General features: G+C 48.7%; 14 protein-coding genes. 5 read left to right on the top strand and 9 right to left on the bottom strand.

Annotated features, from left to right (window positions below):
• Positions 1–8: 8 nt before the first annotated feature.
• Positions 9–3071, bottom strand: a complete 3063-nt coding sequence (locus BFC18_RS09560) for a TonB-dependent receptor (RefSeq protein WP_083273000.1) — start codon at positions 3069–3071, stop codon at positions 9–11.
• A gap of 477 nt (positions 3072–3548) precedes the next feature.
• Here BFC18_RS09560 and BFC18_RS09555 point away from each other — a divergent pair, with 477 nt between their 5' ends.
• Together BFC18_RS09555 and BFC18_RS09550 are read left to right on the top strand one after the other, a co-directional pair.
• A complete protein-coding gene (locus tag BFC18_RS09555) occupies positions 3549–5957 on the top strand; it encodes a glycoside hydrolase family 3 C-terminal domain-containing protein (RefSeq protein WP_070125323.1) in 2409 nt (802 codons plus the stop codon).
• Between the two features lie 253 nt (positions 5958–6210).
• A complete protein-coding gene (locus tag BFC18_RS09550; RefSeq protein WP_070125322.1) occupies positions 6211–6546 on the top strand; it encodes a DUF3718 domain-containing protein in 336 nt (111 codons plus the stop codon).
• Between the two features lie 101 nt (positions 6547–6647).
• Here BFC18_RS09550 and poxB read toward each other — a convergent pair whose 3' ends face one another.
• A complete protein-coding gene (gene poxB / locus BFC18_RS09545; protein WP_070125321.1) occupies positions 6648–8369 on the bottom strand; it encodes a ubiquinone-dependent pyruvate dehydrogenase in 1722 nt (573 codons plus the stop codon).
• A gap of 279 nt (positions 8370–8648) precedes the next feature.
• Here poxB and BFC18_RS09540 point away from each other — a divergent pair, with 279 nt between their 5' ends.
• Complete coding sequence (locus BFC18_RS09540) at positions 8649–10130, top strand: carboxylesterase/lipase family protein (RefSeq protein ID WP_070125320.1); 1482 nt, start codon at positions 8649–8651, stop codon at positions 10128–10130.
• 63 nt (positions 10131–10193) lie between these two features.
• On the opposite strand, the gene BFC18_RS09535 is transcribed toward BFC18_RS09540, so the two are convergent.
• On the bottom strand, positions 10194–11156 hold the full coding sequence (locus tag BFC18_RS09535; RefSeq protein WP_083272999.1) for a DMT family transporter: 963 nt from the start codon (positions 11154–11156) through the stop codon (positions 10194–10196).
• Positions 11157–11288: 132 nt separating this feature from the next.
• Here BFC18_RS09535 and BFC18_RS22140 point away from each other — a divergent pair, with 132 nt between their 5' ends.
• Complete coding sequence (locus tag BFC18_RS22140) at positions 11289–11411, top strand: AsnC family protein (RefSeq protein ID WP_083272998.1); 123 nt, start codon at positions 11289–11291, stop codon at positions 11409–11411.
• 159 nt (positions 11412–11570) lie between these two features.
• On the opposite strand, the gene BFC18_RS09530 is transcribed toward BFC18_RS22140, so the two are convergent.
• From BFC18_RS09530 to BFC18_RS09500, 6 genes are all read right to left on the bottom strand, one after another.
• Positions 11571–12173, bottom strand: coding sequence for a gluconate 2-dehydrogenase subunit 3 family protein (locus BFC18_RS09530; protein WP_070125319.1), 603 nt, complete (start codon positions 12171–12173; stop codon positions 11571–11573).
• Positions 12173–13864, bottom strand: coding sequence for a GMC oxidoreductase (locus BFC18_RS09525; protein WP_070125318.1), 1692 nt, complete (start codon positions 13862–13864; stop codon positions 12173–12175). Before BFC18_RS09525 ends, BFC18_RS09530 begins: the two co-directional genes overlap by 1 nt.
• A 308-nt stretch (positions 13865–14172) precedes the next feature.
• Positions 14173–15336 (bottom strand): AGE family epimerase/isomerase, encoded by a 1164-nt coding sequence (locus BFC18_RS09515; protein ID WP_070125316.1) that lies wholly within the window; start codon positions 15334–15336, stop codon positions 14173–14175.
• Between the two features lie 89 nt (positions 15337–15425).
• Positions 15426–16418, bottom strand: a complete 993-nt coding sequence (locus BFC18_RS09510; protein ID WP_070125315.1) for a patatin-like phospholipase family protein — start codon at positions 16416–16418, stop codon at positions 15426–15428.
• A gap of 180 nt (positions 16419–16598) precedes the next feature.
• Positions 16599–17972, bottom strand: a complete 1374-nt coding sequence (locus BFC18_RS09505; protein ID WP_070125314.1) for an alkaline phosphatase PhoX — start codon at positions 17970–17972, stop codon at positions 16599–16601.
• A 242-nt stretch (positions 17973–18214) separates the two neighbouring features.
• Entirely contained in the window at positions 18215–20926 is a 2712-nt protein-coding gene (locus BFC18_RS09500) for a M14 family zinc carboxypeptidase (protein WP_070125313.1), read from the bottom strand.
• Between the two features lie 207 nt (positions 20927–21133).
• Here BFC18_RS09500 and BFC18_RS09495 point away from each other — a divergent pair, with 207 nt between their 5' ends.
• Positions 21134–22438, top strand: a complete 1305-nt coding sequence (locus tag BFC18_RS09495) for an OmpP1/FadL family transporter (RefSeq protein WP_070125430.1) — start codon at positions 21134–21136, stop codon at positions 22436–22438.
• The last annotated feature ends 67 nt before the right edge of the window (positions 22439–22505 follow it).

Here is a 22505-nt window from a genome sequence, read left to right as displayed (position 1 = left end):
GCAAAACACTAGAACTCGATACCTACGGCGAGTTGGATACGGCGAGGGTTATAGAAGTTACGTGGTTGGCCGAATAACTCACTGGTCATCAGCGGGTTGGCACTGTAACCGGTTTGATTATCAAACACGTTAAACAAATCCGCACGGAATCGTGCCGTGTAGCCTTCCACAAATTCCCAGTACTGGGTATAACTTAAATCGAGCTGCCAGTGACTGGCGTCGCGGCGGGTTCCCGCCGGTTCGGCATAACGGGTTGTGCTTGAAGAATAGCCGTAAGGCGTTCCATCCCATGCTGTCCAGGCACCGCCAGACTGGAAGATGAAAAACGCGCCCAGTACGCCATCCCAGTCGGTGGTGTAGGTACTGTTAATTTTCACCTTGTGCGGCTTGTCGCCTGCCAGATTACCGTAGCGGAAATCCCAAGGCATCCGACCCGGGCCATCACCATAGTTCGATGAGCCAATGAACAGGTTGGCATCGTTGCCGGTTGAAGTGTTGTCCTGATCGAAGTTTCCGTAGTAGTGGCTCCACACGTAAGAGGCGTTCACAAAAACTTTATCGTTGTTGTATTCGCCTTCAACACTCCATTCCCAGTATTTGGTTTGACCGTCGTCAACTTCGGCAATGACATAACTGGAACCGCCCACTTCAGCACGCATGTCGTCGAGGTTAGGAATATACAAACCCTTCGCCGCAATGTTTTCCGGTACGCCGCCAGCAGGGCCGTACTCGCCATAGAGACGAGCGCCGTTAGGCATGTCTTCCCAGAAGTGGCTACCATAGCGATAACGCAAATGGGAACGCACGAAGAATTGGTTAGTCAGCAGTTTTGAGGTACCTAGTGTCCACTCGTCAATTCGGCGAGGGCGTAAATTGTCGGCAAAGAATTTGCCCGATGATCCTGGCGCACCACCGGCTGCGAGATATTCACCGTTTTCATCGAAGTGAACCAACAAGGTACCGCGGATGTTGCGATCCCACGAGGCTGCGCGGGCCAGAGAACTGGCGTTCGGGTTATAGCTGGCGTAGTTGGCGAACACGTTGGCGCCGTCCTGGTATTCCCATTTCACACCCAGGCGAGGCTGAAACATATCTTTCCAGTCTGTTTTGTACATTTCGTACTTTTCGCCCGGGGCTAACTCGTAGCCGGAAAGATTATTACTGTTCTCTCTTAAACCTTGCCCGTAAAGGGTGTCCTGACTCAGCAAGAAACCAATGTTATAGGTAAAATCACCGTGCTGAATTTCATCATTAAACTCTAAATCAATCGACTCTGAAGACGATTTCAGCGAGGGAATAATGGTACCGTCGGGATTAAAACTGGCCGCTTCAATGCTGACTTCATAGAACACATCCGACACATCATTTTCGCCATCAGAGCCTAAACCACCCACATAGGCGATAGACCCCCAGCCATTTGAAACTCGGCGCAAATCTTCGCCGAGTTCAGACCAGCGTGCTCCCAGGTGAATCATATGGGTGAGGTTACCGGTGTAAAGTTCGGTATCAAAGCCTACCTGGAACGACTCGCGGGAATATTCCACAGAGTCGATGGTAGGATAAACGCCCACACCACCACCGCCGCTTAATTCTCCGTCATCGCCCACATAACCGTACTGATTGATATATTGTTGGGCATAGCTGTTAAACAGGTCGTATTGGGCCATTGTCGCTGCATCAGCGCCCTCCGGGTAGTCGCGCAAACTTTGAATGCCAAATGCGCCCTGACTCGCTAAATCACTTGAATCTAGTGCATCGCCCATAACGGGCGTGAAGTTAAGCATCACATCCGGCAGGGTCGCACCTTCTTCTTTATATTTTGCATACTTGAAAGTGAATGAAGAGGCATCGCCAACCAACCAGGAGCCGTCAATTGAGGTAATGTTGATTTTCGATTCACTTCCCTGGGAGCGGTCATCGGTTTCAAATTCACCAATGGAAGCGCCGGTGATCTCTTTGTCTGATACACGGTGGCTGGCATTCAGTAAAATTTCTTCGGTGGGCGCCCAGGTTAGCTTGCCGAAATATTCATCGCGGGTACTTTTATACGATTTTGCCGGCCCATAAGCGGTGACTTTATCTTCGCCGGTTTCTTCAGGTCGGTAGTAAGAACCGTAAAAATACAGGGTATCTTCAATGATGGGGCCGCTCAGAGAGCCGATTATCCAGCTTTGGTCTACATCGCTGATCACGCCATCTTCAGGCGTTGCGGTGAAATCAGCATTTTGGAGTCGATATTCCAGGCTACCGTGGAACTCATTGGTACCGGATTTTGAGGTGGAGTTCACCGAGAAGCCACCTGCACGGTTAAAGCCAATTGCCTTGGCACCGCCACGGTCGACAGAAAGATAAGCGATATCGTGAGTAGCAGGTTCAGAGGACAGGTTACCGAACATGGGCAATGACAAATCTACGCCGTCTAAGGCGTAACTATTATCTACACCAGAGCCACCGGCCGACGGTCCTAGCTTACCGTTTTCTGTGTACTCCACACCTGGCAGTATTTTCAGCATCTCGCGATAGGACTGTCCGACAGGCATGTTAGAGATAACATCTTCTCCGAAGGAGTTAGAGAGCGAAGAATCGCCTTCAGTAATAATGGCCGAACCGTAAATTTCGATAACTTCGGTTTCTGCTGGCTGATAGGCTAAATCGACAACCGACGCTTGTTCCAAAAGTACTTGTGTTGAGGTTTTTCTTACCGAGCCATCGGCAAAGGTAAATGTGAGTTCGTAATAGCCAGGCAATAAATAAAGCAGGCTGTACGAGCCATCCGGGCGTGTGGTAGCGGTACGCGGTTTTGGCATAACATCACTGGTTGCCGTTACGGTTACGCCGCTAACGGAAACACTGCCGCTCGGCGCGGTTACGGTACCTTTAACGCTACCAGTAATTTGTTGGGCCTGGGCGGGGGCCACTATCATGGTTGTGGCAACCCCGGCAGTAAGTAAAAGCGCTGAAGAGATGGAAGAACGGTTTTTCCAGTGAGTGTGAATTGCGTGGTTTATAGCACGGCTGAGATACCCACCGACAAAACACGCTTTGGTGGTGTGCGTGAATCCCTGTTTCATTATTATGACCTTTTAAAGAATTAAAGATTTGGAAACTACTCCCTTCCAATGACTAACTTTCACTATTGTGTAAAGAGGGTCAAGATTTGTTTTGTCTTAAAAACGTAATATTGCTGTTCGTTTAGCTTAATAATGAAAGCTATGACGGGAAAAGTTATTTAGTTTCTGCAAGTTAGGGGTAACTGGTCACACTAGGAATTTACTTTGAATGGTTCTGTCGCCCACGCTTTTTAGACCGACATTAGCCTGTGTTCAACGGCGGTTAAATGCTTATCTCCAATCGACTGCCTGTTAACCTTTACGCAACTTTTTCTTTTCAATAACAACCGAAATAAGCAATAATGATATCGATGTCATTATTTCTGCCGATTAATATTTCCGTAAACTAATGAAATTGGCGGGCTACGTTTTAAATTGATACAAATTTCTATTGTTAAATGACATCGATATCTTCGTTCTAATTACAAGAGTAAACTTATGAGAAACCGTTTCCAATTTTCTTTAATTGCCTGTGCTTTAGCCGGCGTGGTGGGCTGTTCTGCTGATGTTCAGCAGGTAGCATCACAGGCAGGACCAAACGCATTGTCATTTAACGATCGAAACCACAACAACAAGCTGGATATTTATGAAGATACCAGTGCGCCTGTAACGGCTAGAGCAGATGATCTTATCAGTCGGTTGACCCTTGAGCAGAAAGTAAAAATGGTCACTGGAACCGGTTTCTCTGTAAGTGGGGTAGGCGGCTCTGAAAAAGTGCCGGGTGCGGCGGGTTCTACTTTCGAAATTCCTGAGTTGGGCATTCCCGCAATGGTATTAACCGATGGTCCTGCTGGCGTGCGTATTGAGCCAAAACGTGAAAACGACGACGCTACCTACTATGCCACAGCCTTTCCTATTGCCACTTTGCTGGCGTCCAGTTGGGACAAAACGCTGGTGGCCGAGGTGGGAGCTGCCATGGGCGAAGAAGTGAAAGAGTATGGTGCGGATATCTTCTTAGCACCGGGCATGAATATTCACTACAACCCATTAGGTGGGCGAAACTTCGAATACTATTCTGAAGATCCTTATCTGAGCGGCAACCTGGCAGCATCAATTGTTAACGGTATTGAGTCGAATGGTGTAGGCGCAACCATTAAGCACTTTGTTACTAACAGTGCGGAAACCAGCCGCATGTGGATGGACGCGCATGTGAACGAGCGTGCTTATCGTGAACTGTATCTACGCGGATTCGAGATTGCGGTAAAAGAGTCCCAGCCTTGGGCAATTATGACGTCATACAATAAGGTAAACGGTACCTATACCTCGCAAGACGAAGTGCTACTGACAGACGTGCTGCGCGGAGAGTGGGGCTTTGAAGGTTTGGTGATGACGGACTGGTTTGCAGGCGACAGCGCACCAGCGCAAATGCAGGCGGGTAACGATCTCATCATGCCGGGCATGCCAGATCAGCGTCAGGCCATTATTGATGCGGTGAAAAATGGTACTCTGGATGAAAGTACCCTTGATCGTAATCTGCGCAAAATTTTCACCGTGATGTTTGCATCACCGTCTTTCAATCATTATGACTACTCTGACAAGCCGGACTTAAAAGGCCATGCTGAGGTTGCCCGTCAGGCGGCAGCTGAAGGTGTTGTATTGTTGAAAAATAAAGGAGATGCGCTGCCGTTAACCGGTTCGCAAACGGTTGCTGCTTTTGGCAACACATCTTATGAATTCATTGCTGGTGGTACCGGTAGTGGTGATGTTAACGAAGCCTACACGGTTTCTTTGGTGCAGGGGCTGGAAAACAGTCCGTTGAAAGTCGAGCGCTCGCTGCAGAAATCCTACGATGCCTTTATGGCGGCTGAAAAAGCCAAACAACCTGAAAAGAAAAACTTCTTTGATTTGTTGCCGCCGCTGCCAGAATTTGAGCCCAGCGAGGCGATGGTTGCAAAGCTCGCTAATTCCACAGACGTCGCTTTGATAACCTTAGGGCGCAACGCCGGTGAATTTCAGGACCGCGGCGTTGAAGGCGATTTTGACCTGACTGATGCTGAACAGTCGCTGATCACCAAAGTGTCAAAAGCTTTCCATGCAAAAGGGAAAAAAGTGGTGGTGGCATTGAACATTGGTAACGTGATTGAAACGGCCAGTTGGCGAGATAAAGTCGATGCCATTGTTCTGCCATGGCAGGGCGGCCAGGAGGCGGGTAATGCATTGGTCGACGTGCTCACAGGGAAAGTTAATCCGTCGGGCAAACTGGCAACAACGTTCCCCATGTCTTATTCCGATGTAGCGTCGTCTGACTCATTTCCAGGATTCAATGTGAGCGATGAAGAGGTAACAGACCCTTATATCGGATTGTTCGTGGGTCATCACAGCCAACTAAATTACGAAGATGGGGTTTATGTAGGGTATCGTTATTATGATGCATTTAACATTGCGCCAGCATATCCGTTTGGCTATGGCTTGTCGTACAGCAGCTTTAATTACAGCGATTTACAGGTAACCAGCAACGACGGTAACGGTAATGTTACCTTGTCGGCCACCATTTCTAATCAGGGGGATGCCGCGGGTAAAGAAGTGGTTCAATTGTACGTTTCAGCCCCGAAGGGGAGTCTTGCGAAGCCTGTTAAAGAATTGAAAGGCTTTACAAAAACCGCAGCGCTGCGCCCAGGGCAGTCAGAAACGGTCACGTTTACACTTACGCCTAAGTTGCTGGCTTCGTTTAACCCCGCGCAACGGGCGTGGGTGGCCGATGCAGGTGAATACACGCTTATGCTAGGTGCATCGTCGGCGGATATTCGTGCTACTGCCACAATAAATTTGGCTACGCCAGTGGTTGCAGACAAAGTCTCGGTAACGCTTAACCCTTCACCGAAGGTGAAAGAAATTACTGCGCAGTAAATTTCCCCACTTAGAGCCGGCATTGTCGGCTCTTTCTTTTTTACTGAAAATCTGCTGGTCAAATGTCTATCACACTAAAAAATGGTGGTTTTTTAAAATAGGCTGGTCAGTATCGCTAATTCTTGAATCGGGGAATGACGGATTTTTTAGTAAGTCGTTGAAAATATTAAATTAATAATTTTGGCATCCGCCTTGCGATAGGAAGAGGGAGCAAACGGCTCCACTCTTTAAATAATTGCAAAGGATATAAATTATGAAAGTATTAGCGAAAACTCTGGCGGTAGTAGGTTTATTTTCTGGTTTGACTGGTGCGGCAATGGCAACGCCTGAACTGTATGTTGCTGATGATGCGGCGTCTTCAAAAATTTGTGTTACTGCTGCTACCGGCGATAAATTCGCGCTGCGTTCTGCCATTAAAGATGCGGGCCTAACCAAGCAATATGTTGAAAACAAAATTACCTGCAACGACATGCCTATTGTCAGCTTCGTTGCTCAGTACAGCGAGAACCCGCAGTCGGTTAACGATTTCATTACTAGTGGCCGCTACTCAGAAGAAAATTACTTAGCCAGCCTTAACGCTGCTCAGTAATTAGCATGGTAATGGTTTTACCCGCATTGCTTTTGTATCGATGTTGTTCAGTTCACAGGGGTTGGTGAAAAACGATTTGTCGATGCAATGCGGGTTAAACATTATCTCAACAGGTTTGTTTTTCCCAGCTCTACCAAGGCATTACCATCGCCATTCAAAATGGCTTTCAACATATAGAGGCTAAAGCCTTTAGCCTGTTCAAGTTTCACTTTCGGTGGCATAGCCAGTTCTTGTTTTGCCGTTTTCACTGACAACAGATAAGGCCCTTCACTGGCAAGCATGGTTTTTACTGCCTGTTCCAGTTCGCTGCCGTTTTCCACACAGGCCGCATCGATGCCGGCTCCTTTCGCTATCTCAGCAAAATCCGGGTTATCCAAATCGGTATCGTGTGAGTAGAAACCTGCGGCTTTCATTTCCATTGCGACAAATCCGAGTGAGTGGTTGTCAAACACCACCAATTTTACCGGCAGTTTATGCTGTTTAAGCGTAAGCAAATCGCCCATCAACATCGAAAAACCACCGTCGCCACACAGGGCAACCACCTGACGATTCTTATCAATACTCTGAGCCCCAATGGCTTGCGACATGGCATTTGCCATCGAGCCATGATTAAACGAACCCAGCAAGCGGCGTTGTCCATTCATGGTGAGATAGCGGGCAGACCAAACCGTCGGTGTGCCCACATCACAGGTGAAAATGGTGTCTTCATCGGCATGCTCATCGATGAGTTTAGTGAGGTACTGTGGATGAATTAGCGTTTTGTTGTCTGAAGGACGGGCAAGTTTGTCCAGTGACTTTCGCGCACTGTGATAGTGGTCTCTGGCAGCATTAAGGAAACTGGCGTCATCATTGCGTTGTAGCTTTGGCAACAAGGCTTTCAAGGTTTCTTTAACATTACCTTGAATAGCAAGGTCAACGTTAGCATGAGCACCCAATGCCAGTGGCGATTTATCTACCTGAATGATGGTAGCGTCTTGCGGATAGAATTCGCGATAAGGAAAAGCGCTTCCAAGCACAATGAGCGTGTCGGCATTTTCCATAGCGTGATAGCCAGACGAAAAGCCAATCAGACCAGTCATACCAACATCATAGGGGTTATCGTATTCTACAAACTCTTTGCCCCGCATCGCGTGAACAATAGGCGCTTTGAGGGTTTCAGCAAGATGAATAAGCTCTTTGTGGGCATGTTTACAACCTGCGCCCGCAAGAATGGTGATTTGATCTGCATTGTTTAGCAGCAACGCCATGTCGTCGATGCTTTCATCATTTGGTGTGATTGTCGGCAAGGCCGGCGCTTGCCAATTCATTGTAGCCGTTGGCGCATCGAGCAAAGCGACGTCACCAGGCAGTACGATAACGGCTACGTCTTGCTCTAAAATGGCTGTGCGCATGGCAACTTCAAGGACATAAGGTAACTGCTGTGGCGAAGTGATCATTTCGCAATAAGCACTGCACTCGGAAAACAGCATTTTGGGATTGGTTTCCTGGAAATAGCCTGAACCGATTTGATGAGAGGGAATATGGCTGGCAATGACCAAAGTGGGAACATGGCTACGATGGCAGTCGTACACACCGTTAATAAGGTGCATATTACCGGGCCCGCAAGAACCCGCACAAACAGCAAGCTTGCCTGTGATCTGACCTTCCGCGCCAGCAGCAAAAGCGGCGACTTCTTCGTGTCGGGTGCCAATCCACTGTACCGATTTATGTTTCTCCAGCGCGTCGCTAATGCCATTGAGAGAGTCACCCGTAACGCCCCAAATCTTTGTTATGCCCGCGTTAGCCAAACTGTCTACCAGATACTCAGCAATCGTTTTTGACATGATGATGTCCTTGATATCTTTAATAACCCGGGAGCAGAGAATGCGCATCCGGGTTGAAGGTGTGAAAAAGAGGTCTGTATAAACTGATACGCAGACAAAGAGGCTGTTGGTTTTCTGTTCGTCCACATCCTCGGTAGATTAAACGCATCGGACCAATTTCGGCGAGACATACAACGCCCAAGATGTTAATTTACTGTTACTAATCAGCAGTTTGATAACATATTTTTCAACTGCATCATCGATAGCTCGTCTACAAAACTCTGTAAATAAGGATAATCTATGGGCGTTTCTTCCCGGAAGTTTCTTTCAGCGGCAGCATTGCTTGTTGCATCCGTCGCCTTTACTTCACAAAGCGCGGCACAAGAACAGCCATTACGCCATACGCCGGCGGGTGACATTGTGGGAACGAATGTCAACGGGGTTAACGCTTTCAAAGGGATACCGTATGCAAAGGCGCCGGTTGGTAAACTGCGCTGGCAACCACCGCAGGCAAAAGAGGTCACATCAACCCCATTAAAGGCTACCGAATATGGCAGCAGCTGCCCGCAACGGAACAAGGCGGATACCAGCGAAGATTGCCTTTTTATTAATGTCTTTACGCCGCAAGACGTCAGTGCTGATAGCAAGCTACCCGTTTTCGTGTGGATCCACGGCGGTGGTTATGTCGGTGGTGCAGGAGATTTACCAGAAGAGGTGGTTGCGCGCTGGGTAAAAGAAGGCATGGTGGTTGTGTCGTTTAATTATCGACTGGGCGCGCTGGGCATTTTTTCACATGGCCAACTTGCACAATCTGAAGGGGCAAATTTCAGTATTATGGACATGACTGCCGCGCTGGCGTGGGTGCAGACCAACATCGACAGTTTTGGTGGTGACGCAGATAAGGTAACCATCGCTGGCAACTCTGCGGGCGGCATGGCCATTCAAATGATGATGGTGACAGCGAAAGGTGCAGGGCAGTTTCGCGGGGCAATATCGCAAAGTGGTTATGGTAGCTGGCCGTTACCACGCACCGCTGATGTCGCCACAGTGAAGGGCAGTGCCAGTGCGGAAGCCATTTCCCGCGCCATTGCCACAAAAGCAACGGGCTCATTACAACCCTCGCTGGAAACATTATACGCAACACCCGCAAACGCGTTTGTACACGCCATAGACGGTTTTCATTTACCCGTGGTAGACGGAATGACCCTTACCGATGAGCCAGCCAGATTATTTGAACAAGGTAAGCAGCACGCGGTGCCTTACATCAGTGGCGGTAACAGTTATGACGGTAGCGTTTACCCTTATGCTGGTGTCGCACCAAGCCGACTACTAACCATGATTACGCCGGTGAAGGACAAAGTAACGGCTGCTTACGGGTTGGCCGAACCTGCTTTGACAGCACTGCCATTTCAACATTTGTTTGGCGATATGCGTTATGTCATGGCTGGCTCTATTACTACCCGCGCCATGGCCAATGTGGGGCAGCCGGGATATCGGTATTTCTTCGACGTAGCACCATCCGATAAACCAGGCGCTGGCCACGGCTCTGAAACCGGCGCATTATTTGCCGGCAACGAGCCTGCAGTAAAGGCCATGCAGGCATATTGGCGTAATTTTATTCTAAACGGTAACCCCAATGGGAAGGGTTTACCGCTGTGGCAAGCTGTCTCTGATAACAATCAAAACTGGATGGTATTCGACGATAAAGCGCATCTTGAAAAGCAGGTGAGGGAAAACAAGTTAAATCTGCTGGAGCAAGCTTATCAACAGTGGCGTGACTAACCCGTTCTTGTCGCGCAGAAAAGCCTTACTGTAAAGCGCTTGCCTTTTAAGGGCCTGAGTTTATCAGGCCTTTTTTGTTTTGGTTCTACTGGCTCTTACCGAAACAATTGCAATACCGCAAAGAATAATTGCGCCACCAGCAGCCAGACTCACAGACAGCGTTTCACCCAGAAAAATCACCGACAGCAGTAAACCGGAAACAGGCACACCGAGCATCGCGTTAGACATAGCTGAAGATGACATCCACCGGCTTGCACTGTTTATAATGACAAAACAAAAAGCAGTAGCCAGAGGGCCTACATAAGCCATTACGCTCCAGAAGTTTGCCGACACCGTCATGTCAAAGGGGCCTTCTATATGCCTAGCCATGAAAAATAGCGGTAATGTCGCAGTGAGCATTTGCCAGGGTGCCAGTTCATAGGCTGAAGAATCACCCTTGTAATGGCGAACATGTAAAATTGTCATTGCCCAACAAAGTGAACAGAACAGCAACAGCATATTGCCCGCAACCACATTGCTATCTTGCCAGTCTATTGCCATCGGATTCAGCATTACCAAAACCCCAGCCAAACCCACAAGGGTGCCAATGGTTTGTCGACGGGTTAATCGTTCACCAAGCACGAAAACCGCAACAGGCATAACCCACAATGGCGTGGTATATCCCAACACGGCTGATCGGCCGGCATCGACAGATTGCATGGCCACGGAACCCAACGCCGTGAACATCATCATTTGAACGAGTCCGACGCTGGCGATTAAAGGAAAATCCCGCTTTGTGGGTAGTCGACATTTTCCTGTTAGCAATTGCAGCGCAAACAAACAGGCGCAACCCGTGGCAAAACGCAGGGCAGAGAACCAAAGCGGAGAAACATATTGAAGACCGGTTTTCATTACCGGCCAGTTCCCACCCAACACAATGATTGCCAGTGCCAGAAGAATAACCGCCCAGACCTGACGGGCAGCACTGATAGAAAGAGAAAGTGATGGAGCCTGACTGGAAAGTCCGGTTGCTGCAGGAGATTTCATATACCCTCGATAACCAACATTTTAGGGCGGTAAGTTTACGTTGGCTCGGCCAGAAAGTTTTTCCTGAAAATCTTGAAATTGGCGCTATAAAAGAATATTTTTCTTTAAATTGTGGTTTTAGAAGAAAATATAATGGTAAGTCTCGATAAGACAGATATAAAGATCTTGAGCGCATTGCAAGACAACGCTCGTATCACTCACGCCGAATTAGCAAAATTCCTTGTGTATCGAGTATTCGTTCGAGTTTTGCCCTGAAGCAAGTTCGCTACAAAACGGCTTTACCGTTGCCAGAGAAAGGCGTCACCCTTAAAACTGACTGATGTCAGCGTTCGGGCTGGTGGGTTTACTTTTAGAGAATAAAAAACGGGAGTGAAAAACTCCCGTTTTATCTGCGTTAACCTTGGCGGGTAAGACTTAAAGTGGCCACACCGTCATCCAGGCTTTATCGCCTTTTTTGTATTCGATATCGCGGTAGTCACCGGGAATATCCACGTGACGCAGTACCTGCGTACCGCCGACTTTTGAAGTGAAGAAACCGAAAATCATCAGCTGTTTGTACAGCGTGAAATAATGTGGTAACCCTTCATAATCGCTGCCATCCCAACCTGTGCTCTCGCCATTGTTAAAGGCAAGCGCTTCGGTATCTAGCGCTGAAGCGAGTTCGGTTTTTTGCTTATTATTCAGGCTAACAAACAGTTTTCCGTACTGATTTTTAGCGCGGGCATCGACATCTGCAAAGCCAGCCTCCATCAGTTTTTGCTGTTCGGCAGTGTAGCCCTCACGCATCATACCAATGAAGAAAGTAGGCAGCCCGGCATCTTTCGCTCCCGGCGTGTCAGTGCGAGGCAGAACGGTTTCACACAGTTCGGTGATTAATGCCACGGTGGCATCAGAAAGTCCGGATTGCGCAACGGTAGTTAGCGGGGCTTGTTCTTCCCATACGGCCATGGCCGGAGAGCAAACCAGCCCAGCACCGGTAGCGGTAGCAATCAGTTTTAATAGTGCACGACGTTCCATTATAGGTTCCCCCGCTTCAGTTCTTCTACTGCAAAGTCAGCGGCGCGGGCTGTCAATGCCATGTAAGTCAGTGATGGGTTTACGCATGAAGACGATGTCATACAAGCGCCATCTGTCACAAATACGTTGGGTGCATCCCACACCTGGTTGTGCTTGTTGAGCACAGAGGTTTTCGGATCGCGGCCCATGCGAGCAGTACCCATTTCATGAATACCTTTACCCATATGGTAAGTGGTTTCCCAGGCGGTGGCGTTCTTAAGACCAATGCTGTCGAACATCTCAACGATGTCTTCTTTCATTGCCTTACGCATTTTCAATTCGTTGTCGCGAATTTTCGCGTCCATTTCCAGTACCGGCAGTCCCCACGCGTCTTTCACGTCATGGTTGAGGCTCACTTTGTTTCTGTGATCTGGCAGAATTTCACCGAAGCCTACTGTCGACACGCTCCACGGACCTGGCTCACTCAGGCCGTCTTTCAAACCTGCACCAATACCCATTCCACTGGCATCGCGACTGAAGCCTGAACGAGAGGCATTACCCTGGAAGCCGAAGCCACGCAGGAAGTCACGTTTGTCGTTACCCCAGTTAGCAAAGCGAGGAATATAGAAACCGGTAGGGCGGCGACCATAAATATACTTGTCGAGATGCCCTGGTACTTCAGCCATACCGCCAAGCATGTAATGGTGATCCATCACGTTGTGGCCCAGTTCACCAGAGCTTGAACCCAAACCGTTGTCCCACACGTCGCGTGCAGAGTTCATTAGCAACCACGCTGAGTTCAGTGCTGATGCATTCAAGAACACAATTTTGCTGTGGAACACTTCGGTAAGGCCGGTTTCTGAATCAACAATTTCAACGCCGGTTACGCGTTTGGTGTCTTTGTCGTAAATCAGTTCTTTTACAATAGACAGAGGGCGCAGTGTCAGGTTACCGGTTTTCAGCGCTGCGGGCAGGGTAGCCGACTGAGTACTGAAGTAACCGCCGAATGGACAACCCGTCCAGCACTTATCACGGTGCTGACATTTTACTCGACCTTGTTCTGGGCGCTGTTCGGTAATATGCGCAGTACGGCCCATGATAATGTGACGCTCGCCTTTGTATTGCTTTTTCAGGCGTGCTTGTAAGTCTTTTTCTACGGCGTTGAATGCGAAAGCAGGTAGGAACTCGCCGTCTGGTAATACGTCCAGACCGTCACGACTTCCTGAAATACCAGCAAACTTTTCAACATAAGAATACCAGGGGGCCACGTCTTCATAACGAATTGGCCAATCTACACCAACGCCTTCTTTGCCATTAGCCATAAAATCTTCAGGGTTAAGGCGGTAAGACTGACGACCCCACAGCAATGAACGGCCACCTACCTGATAAGCACGGAACCATTGGAACGGCTCTTTTTCAACGTAAGGAGAAGTACTCGCGCTGGCCCATGCCCCCATAGTCGGTTCATTGAAAGGATAACCTTTACCGCGGGCCATGTTGGGTTCAGCAGCTAACTGTTCCAGACTTGGACGACCGTGGTGAGGGTAGTCCCATAGGTTTTTGGTCATGTTGGTGTAGTCTTTAACGTGCTCAACATTTTGACCACGTTCAAGCATCAATACTTTCAGACCTTTTTCGGTGAGCTCTTTGGCGGCCCAGCCGCCACTGATCCCAGAGCCTATAACGATAGCATCGTAGGTATTCTTAGACATTTTCGCCCCTGTTGCTGTTTTTGTTTTCCGGCCGTCTCTCAAAGAGTTGTGGTGAGCCGAATGGTGGATTGACCTTAACCGGATCGTCCGGAATTTCAATCAACGGAGTTAACAAAAAGTAAATTTAATAACACTATAATGTATTAATGTCATCGATGTCATTAATAATTTGTATAAAGAGGGCGGTTAAGAATAAATTTTTATGAAAGCGCTTACTCGCATGTGGCATATGGCCTTGTTTTGCTGCGATAAAGCCATCGAGACTAAACAGTGCGTCATTGTTAAATTTGCTTTTCTGGCTCTCGGTGTCAGACCAGCTCACTGTAAAGTGAGCGGGCTTCTTGGTGTGCCATACATAAGTGATACAAGGTACTTGCTGGCATCATTGCTTCCACCGGCGTGCCGTCGGCGGCAATCACATACGTATAATGAGCCGGTAGCGTTGGGTGGGAAAAGCCGTCTATAAGTTGGTTAATGGCAAATGTGGCATCAGAAATGTAGTGATTGCTGGTGGAGGCGTCGGCGTGATCCCGCATGACCAGAGCAGCTTTAATCCATTCTGTCATCGGCCAACTTTTAAAAGTTTCAGAAACCACTTCTCCCTGAGGGGTTACAGTATCTGCCAGCCAGCGATAACCGTCTGGTAGACCCATTTGACGGGCGTTGGTGTAAAGCGTTTGCTGATAATGCTGCGTGCTGATGCCACTGTGGCGTTGATACTGATTTAATAACCACACCCATTCCATCATATGACCCGGTTCCACAACGGTGCCTTTATCTGGGCAGGGTTGCCAGTCCACGGTGAAAAATTCGAGCAACACGCCATGTTGGGCGTCGTAAAAGTGTTTTTCAAATAACGTGTAAATGCTCGCAGACATGTCTAGCCAAAACGTATCTCGACTTGCCGCGTACAGTTCCAGAAATGCTTCGAACAAGTGCATGTGCGGATTTTGACAACGCACGTCATGAATGTAAGTGCCTTCTAACCAGCCCCCATGTTCACTGGCTAATACATCGTTAATGTGCAAGGCCAGAGCGCGGGCTTTTTCAAGTGCGCTGTCGTCATTAAAAGCAGATTTTTGCCAGGCAAAGGCGAGAAAGAAAAAGGCGATGTCATAGAGGTCGGCGTGCGCGTTTTTGATGTTGTCAGATGCATCTAACGACATAGGGTAATAGCCGGGTAGGCTGTCTTGACACACTGTGTCTATAAAACGATTTACCCCAGCGGCTAACGCTTTTGCCTCAGGTATCAGACCATTTTTGTAGCTGTACGACAACGTAAATAGCTGTCTGGCTTGTACCCGCAAACGTTTATCTGCCTGCCAGTCTGGCTGGCCTTGCGCGTTAAAACGCTCTAATGCAGCACCACTATCGGCAAAACCGAGTGTTGTCCATTTTGGCAAGAGCTCCTGCGAGAGCCAGCGATCAAAGCGTTGAAAAGCTTGCTGAAATTCACGTTTGACCGTGTCCATGGACTACTCCTGCCGGGTACTATCTGAAAAATCTGAGCTGATATTGTAATCATCAACGGCGGGTGAGGGTAGTCTTTTCGTTTTCTATACTAACTAAACAAACCCACGACATCGCAACTGTCTCGCTTGCCGAGATCGCCGCTATTGGTCTCAAGCCAATGTTCAGCTGTGGCAACGCCTTCGTCATATAAACATTGAAGAAACTCACTTGAGCTATTGTACTTACTAAATTGGTCAAGCGAATTCATAAGTTCTTCGTTTTCGATAAGGTGCGTATGCATCTGACGTATTTTTTTCTCGAACTCGCCAGATACCAAGCCCCAGCGTTGTGATGACATTTTCACATCGAGGATACCTCGCATTTCTCGCAGAAACGCACAATGAAAGGTAAGTTCGTTCACCCGATCTTTAATTTGCGCGGTTTTTTGTGGCAAAACGGTGCGCTGCAAGGGCTGCAGCAGCACAATTAACACGTCTTCTGCTTCACAATCGTGAATTAGCGGATATACCGCAGGATTACCAGAATAGCCACCATCCCAGTAGTGTTTATTGTGAATTTCTACGGCTTTATAGAGATTCGGTAAACACGCGGAGGCCAATACATGTTCAACGGTTAACTCTTGTTCGCGAAATAATTCCAGTTTTCCGGTGGTTACTTCAGTAGCAGCAATAAACAGCGAGTGCGGGCAGGCAAGCTGCAGCGCTTTAAAATCGACCAGGTCGACGAGCACATCTTTTAGCGGATTAATATCAAGCACGTTAATGTCATACGGGGAAAATTGTTCAAACATGCTCATAAAGAGCTTGTTGACTGACTGCTCAATAAAATTAGGCACTGGCATTTTAATGCCTTTTTCTGCAATGGCATGCCAGAAATCGCGCAATTGGTCTTTTGCACCCTGACGCCCGCCTTTCCGCCAGCCTTCCGCCAGCATTACCGCATTCATTGCACCTGCGCTGGTGCCGCTCACTCCCTCGAAGCTCAGCCACTGCTCATCGAGAAGTCGAGATAATACACCCCAGGTAAATGCACCATGCGCGCCGCCACCTTGCAATGCCAAGTTGATGGTAAGTGGTTTCATTTGGCTTCCCTCGTCAAATTTTTGCTGCTTTGCAGCATTTTCATTGTAACTATACGAAGGAAATCGGAATTGGAGTAGTAATTTGTTTGAAAATTAATCTGTTTGCGGCGCATGTCGTTGTCGACAGGTGTTATTTTTATTCAAAAACACCTGCCGACATTGGCGGGATAGGGGGGAATTTTAGCTTCTCACCGACCAAGGGCCGGTTATTGCGAGGGTTTTCGCCGGGGCATACAAATTAACGAATAAGGTGCTGCCATCAGGGGAGAAACAAGCCCCTGCCAGTTCCGTTTGGGCCCGTAATTTAGCGAAGTTGTACACCCTGCCTTCAGGTGTGACGCCCCGAAGATGATTGTCGACGATATCGGTGTATTGATCTTCACACACAATGAGGTCGCCAAACGGGGCCACGGTTAGGTTGTCACCAAAATTGAACAGGGCTTTATCTGTGCTTTCTAAAAATAGCTGAATCCGGCCCGGATTGGCTTTTTCACCTTCCGTGCCTTCAACCGTTGAGGGTTGATAACGCATGATCTGACCAAGCTGTTTATTGCCACCATTGGTACAGCAAAAATAAAGTTCACCATCGCCCCAGTGAATACCTTCGCCCCGGGCAAATAATGCAGCGCCATCCGCGTAGCCCCGTTGACGCAAATCATCTTCCGGGCTTTCCGGATTTTCCAAATCAATCCATTCGGCATCAAACCATTGGGCTGCAGGCATTTTGACATCGGCCCAGTTTCGGCTATCAAACTGCTTACTCCCCTTAATGACCAACGCTTGTAAGCGTCCACCTTCAGCGAGTTTACCTGCCACAGTTGGGATGAAGCGGTAGAACAAGCTGTCGCCACGGTCTTCCGTCATATAGACAATGCCGGATTTCGGGTCAACTGCTGCCGCTTCGTGATTAAAGCGGCCCATGGCTTTAAGCGGCTCTGGCGCAACCAACTGCTCTGCAGAAGCCGGGACTTCAAATACCCAACCATGTGACTTGCTGTTTTCTACGGAGGGTACAGCCACACTTTCTTCGCAGGTTAACCAGGTATTCCATGGCGTAATACCACCAGAACAGTTTCGAATGGTGCCACAAAGGCTAATAAACTGATTTTCAACTTCACCGCTAACCATGTTGTACACAATGTTACTGGTGCCACCAGGTAGGGCAGTTCCCGCAGCGTTGGTATCAAAGGCCTGGGTGGTTTTGTGCGAGGCAATGCTTGTATGCTGCTTGGCGAGATCGCCGGGTTTGAGCTCATGGTTACGTACCAGCACAACGCGATGGTCATCAACCCGGAAACAGCCCATTCCATCAGCTTTATCTGGCACATGCAGCCCGTCGTTCATGGGGTCACCCAGCTCAGAGATAATTTGGTAGCTAAATCCTTCGGGCAGGTCTAGTAAGCCTTTTGGATCTGGCATAAGTTTACCAAACCCTGCGGCGGTCTTAAGGCTGCCTTTTCCATAAGCCCCGGTGGCATTTGCAAGACCACTGAAAGCGGTACTTCCGGCTGACAAAGCAACCATTCCAAAGGTAAATTGTCGACGTGAAATCATATTGTTTTTCTTTGTGGTGATTAATCCGCTTCAAAAAGCAGAACAAAATAAAAAAGAGATATTGTTATATTGTAACAATACCTCTTTAATTAACAGTCGTCTGTGACGTTTACATTAAACCGGGTTGAGTGAAACGGAAAACCCGACGAGTGTCAGTCTTGCTCCATTTTGCACTGCCGTTTTCCGTCACGGTTCGTTCTCCGGTTTTGGGTAGTCTTCCCAATCATCACAGTGCTTCGGGATTAACGGTAAGGTGTTGCGTGTGCCGCGCCACGGAATACCGCATTTAGCATCATCACATTCAGGCCGTCCATAAATGCCCGGCTGGATGGGTCTTGGGTAAAGCTGATAACCATGCCATTGCCTGAAGGTTGATACATCAGGTAGGGCTTGTAGGCCATCTGCTTTTGATTTTCTTTCCACAAGTAACCCGATGCCAGTAACTCATCGCCTCCTTTAAACCAGGCCAGGTTTTTGCCTGCATCTAATTTAATAGGTGCATAGATGTCGTTACCCACCACCATGCTCACTACATTGGGGTTCACACCCGCTGTTAGCCAGTGCTCTTGATCAACTTCCACATTGGCTAATGCACCGGCTACATAGTCTGGTGATCGCTTTTCATTTTCAATGCGCTGAATAAGGTGAGATTTATCCTTAATGAGAGAACCGTCCACGTGACCGCGATGGTCTGCGGTTTCGTCCGGGCTCATGCCATCCTGATTCAGCGCATATTCCATACTGGCATCCAGTAAACCCGCTTCAGAACCCGCCACGAAAGCGGTAGCTGAACCAAGGGTAATGAGTACACCGCCTTGATTAACCCAGGATTTCAGATTTGCGGCGCCTCGTTCGCCCAGCGCGCCTTGATAAAAACCGGAAGGCAGAATAATGACTTGATAATGGTTCAGGTTGCGGCTGGCCAGCATGTCGCTGCGAATAGCGGTAACCGGGTAGTTAAACTGGCGTTCGAGAATAAAACGGGTGCTACCCGCACTCAACGAACTGGTGGGGCTATCCCACGCCATTGCTATTTTCGGTGCCACCATGCGCGGCGTGCCGCGGCTGCCAAAGCTCGGGCCATCGACTACCCAGCTTGTGTCGACGCCGGTCACCAGTGCACCGGTATCCGCAGCAATGCCTTCTATACGCTGCTGAATATCGCCATCGTTGGCTTTCACTTCAATAATCAGTGACCCGGCAGGAAATGCGCGCTTGTCATCCAGGGTAAACGCTTCGTCAGCGCTTTTCAGGTGAATACCTTCACGCAACGCTGCTGTTAGGAAGCGTCCAGCGGCGGCATCGCCCCAGGGTACAATATAAGCAACAGACGCATCCGCGTTTTCAACGTTGCCTTTTAATTTGTCGTCGGCTGCAACCAGCGAACCTTTTACCGATAAGCCATCGTCACAACTGACGGTTTCGATATTGAACAACAGCGGCAATGACCAGGCGGTGACATCATATATCTGGTCACGAAGCTTGCGACCACGACGACGCTCTTGCTCTTTGATGAAGTCTGCAGACATATCAACCTGCTGAGTGAAGGTGGTTTTCACAAAGCGGCCACGTGGCTGCGCAGTATCGATAATGTAGGCACCTTCGCTGTAGCGATTACCACAGGCTTTAAATGCTTCAGATGCCTGCGTCACTTCTACGCCATGTTGTGCCATCAATGTTGCAAGACGGTGACTGCCTGCACGGTCGGTGGTAGCGGGAATAATAAAGGTGCGCTCGTCATCTTTTTTACCCATGTCGATGGCATTCACCGAATACTGGTAAAAATCGCCAAGGATCTTTTCCCGGTTATCTGCCGCGGTCTCCAGAGTAGCCATAGAGGCGACAAAGTGTTTCTGAACCGGCTCGCGGAATAAGGCAACATGGCCATCGGTGGTGCGATAGGCCATGCCGCGGGTGGAGGCAACTTCATAAGTTGCCGCTGATGCACCATAAAACGTTGGCCAGCTGTCCCCATAGCCTGGATAGAAAGCGTCGTAGACTTCACGGGTAAAATAGTCGAAACCAAAACGATCGAAGTGCTTGGCGTTGTTTCTGCCAATTAAATCATTGTTATCTAACTGCGCCTTCTGCATGTGCGGGTTAATAGGGCTGGCAGAAGGTACGAAGAAATAGCTCGAATCGCCGCCCATTTCATGTAAGTCAATTACGATGGTAGGTTTGTAGTGATTCAGTGCGTCGATACGGCCAGCGGTTTCTGGCTGGGTAATGGCAAGCCAGTCGCGGTTCATATCAAACAAATAGTGATTGCTTCGACCACGAGGCCAGGGCTCGTTCTGATCAACACTCAGTCGATCTGCACTGTCTTCTAAACCCACCATGGAATAGTAATTAGCAATGAAGCGGCTGCGACCATCCGGGTTTTGCAGCGGATCGATGAACACCAGGGTGTTGTCCATGACCTTGTTTACTAAGGGATCATTCTGGGCGGCAAGTAAGTGGTAGGCTGTCATCATGGCAGCATCGGTACTGCTAATTTCATTACCGTGTACGCTGTGCTCTAACCATACTGAAGACGGGGTAGACTGAATCAGCTTTTTCGCGTCCGCTTTAGACGTTTCACGTGGGTCAGCCAAACGGTTCATGTTCTCTGAAAAGGCGTCTAGATTGGCAATGTGCTCAGGCGAGCCAATGGCCACATAAATTAAGTCGCGGCCTTCCCAGGTTTGCGCATATTTAACCAGTTTTACCTGGTTAGGGGCCGCCTCAGCCAAGGCTTCGAAATAACGCAACATATCAGGGTGCGACGTAATGCGGTCGCCGGTGTTATAACCCAATACGTCTTTTACCGAGGGGATAGATTGCTTATAGGTTGCGCCCGGCCACATCTGTCGTTGTGTGTCGGGCGTATCAGAATAAGGCGCAGCCATGGTCGCGGGCGCTAGCATTAGCGCGGTGGCCAACGCTGATACAGTAAAGAGTTTTTTAATTGTCATAGTGTGTGTCTTTTTTCTTATGGTAGAGCCAGTTTAGCAAGGAATAAATCAGCTCAACAATTCGCTAATCACCCCATATCGAAGCTTTATCGCATTCAAATTACTGTTATTCGTCGTAAAAATGCGCACTTGTCATAATTTAAGTTGAAGCCTGCAGGTCGAACCAGTAGGATGCCGACCCATTTTTTTAACAACCGTGAGACATTCATGACACATCGTTATTTTGTACGTTCTTCTCTCGCGCTTACCTTGGCCGGTCTATTTTCTTCTTCGGCACTGGCTGCGGGTTTTCAGGTAAATGAGCACAGTGCTAACGGTCTGGGTCGCGCCATGGCCGGACAAGCCGCCAAGCCCGAAAATGCCAGCATTCTGGCTACTAACCCTGCGGCAATTACTGCATTTGATAAATCTGAATTCAGTGCTCAAATCAGCTATTTAAACCCAGAAGTTGATATTCGTGGTGAGTCTACCGCTACCACCGCAGTAGGACCGGTTACGTTAGACGCAAGCGAAGAAGATGTGGCTAAATCAGCAGTTATTCCGTCATTATTTTATACCAGCCCGGTTAATGAACAGTGGTCGTGGGGCTTAGGTCTCTTTTCCAACTATGGTCTGGCGACAGATTATAGCGATAGCTACAACGCGCTGAACTTTGCTGACGAAGCAGAAATCACTTCTATTACCGTGAACCCTGCGGTTGCCTATAAGCTTTCTGATACGCTGAGTTTAGGCCTTGGCCTTAACATTACCTATGCAGATGCCAAGATAAGCACGTCTATTCCTCAAGGCGTGGCGCCTTACTTGGGTAACCCTGCGCTGGGTAACCTCACCATGGTAGAAATGTCGGGTGACGACGTAGGTTTTGGTTGGAACGTGGGCGCGTTCTGGACGCCGTCTGAGGCAACTTCTGTCGCGCTGAGCTATCGCGCTGAAACTCAGTTAACGCTTGAAGGGAATATCTACTCTGATCTTGGCGTGTTAAATCCTGACCTTGGTACCCTGTACAATCAAGGTGGTAGTCTTGATTTGAATTTTGCCGCGATCACTGAATTAGCCGTTGATCAAAAGCTGGATGAGAAATGGTCTGTACAGGCAAGTGTGAATTACACTGACTGGAGTACGTTTGACAAACTCGAAGCGAATCTGGACAGCGGCTACGATTTATTGCTGAAGCAGGAAGATTTTGAAGATACCTGGCGCTTGAGTGCCGGGGTAACGTATATCATGAATGATGAACTGACACTGCGAGCGGGTTATGCCTACGATGATGGTGCGGTAAGTCGTGCACACCGTTCATTAAGTATCCCTGACACCGACCGTCACTGGGTAAGTGCAGGTGCAACCTATTCTCTCACCAAAGACACAAGCATTGATGCTGCGTATGTATACATTAAAGGTCGCGAGGCCAATGTGGAGCAACAGCGCGCTATCGGCCCCGTAGTGACCAATTTAACCGCGACAGAGCATGCTAAAGCCCATATCCTGAGCGTGCAGATCAACACTCGCTTCTGAGTATTGCGCTAACAACAAAACAAAACGGGGCGCACTATTTTCACGTAACGGTGAAAAAGTGCGCCCC

This window comes from Alteromonas confluentis (assembly GCF_001757105.1).
Lineage (GTDB): Bacteria > Pseudomonadota > Gammaproteobacteria > Enterobacterales > Alteromonadaceae > Alteromonas > Alteromonas confluentis.
The sequence above is the reverse complement of the archived record's forward strand: the minus strand, read 5'-3'. Positions and strand labels throughout refer to the sequence as shown.

Coding starts and splice junctions, on each gene's coding strand:
- poxB (WP_070125321.1), bottom strand. CDS start 8,369: ATGTCAAAAACGATTGCTGAGTATCTGGTAGACAGTTTGGCTAACGCG.
- BFC18_RS09505 (WP_070125314.1), bottom strand. CDS start 17,972: ATGATTTCACGTCGACAATTTACCTTTGGAATGGTTGCTTTGTCAGCC.
- BFC18_RS09495 (WP_070125430.1), top strand. CDS start 21,134: ATGACACATCGTTATTTTGTACGTTCTTCTCTCGCGCTTACCTTGGCC.
- BFC18_RS22140 (WP_083272998.1), top strand. CDS start 11,289: ATGGTAAGTCTCGATAAGACAGATATAAAGATCTTGAGCGCATTGCAA.
- BFC18_RS09510 (WP_070125315.1), bottom strand. CDS start 16,418: ATGAAACCACTTACCATCAACTTGGCATTGCAAGGTGGCGGCGCGCAT.
- BFC18_RS09560 (WP_083273000.1), bottom strand. CDS start 3,071: ATGAAACAGGGATTCACGCACACCACCAAAGCGTGTTTTGTCGGTGGG.
- BFC18_RS09530 (WP_070125319.1), bottom strand. CDS start 12,173: ATGGAACGTCGTGCACTATTAAAACTGATTGCTACCGCTACCGGTGCT.
- BFC18_RS09515 (WP_070125316.1), bottom strand. CDS start 15,336: ATGGACACGGTCAAACGTGAATTTCAGCAAGCTTTTCAACGCTTTGAT.
- BFC18_RS09525 (WP_070125318.1), bottom strand. CDS start 13,864: ATGTCTAAGAATACCTACGATGCTATCGTTATAGGCTCTGGGATCAGT.
- BFC18_RS09500 (WP_070125313.1), bottom strand. CDS start 20,926: ATGACAATTAAAAAACTCTTTACTGTATCAGCGTTGGCCACCGCGCTA.
- BFC18_RS09550 (WP_070125322.1), top strand. CDS start 6,211: ATGAAAGTATTAGCGAAAACTCTGGCGGTAGTAGGTTTATTTTCTGGT.
- BFC18_RS09535 (WP_083272999.1), bottom strand. CDS start 11,156: ATGAAATCTCCTGCAGCAACCGGACTTTCCAGTCAGGCTCCATCACTT.
- BFC18_RS09555 (WP_070125323.1), top strand. CDS start 3,549: ATGAGAAACCGTTTCCAATTTTCTTTAATTGCCTGTGCTTTAGCCGGC.
- BFC18_RS09540 (WP_070125320.1), top strand. CDS start 8,649: ATGGGCGTTTCTTCCCGGAAGTTTCTTTCAGCGGCAGCATTGCTTGTT.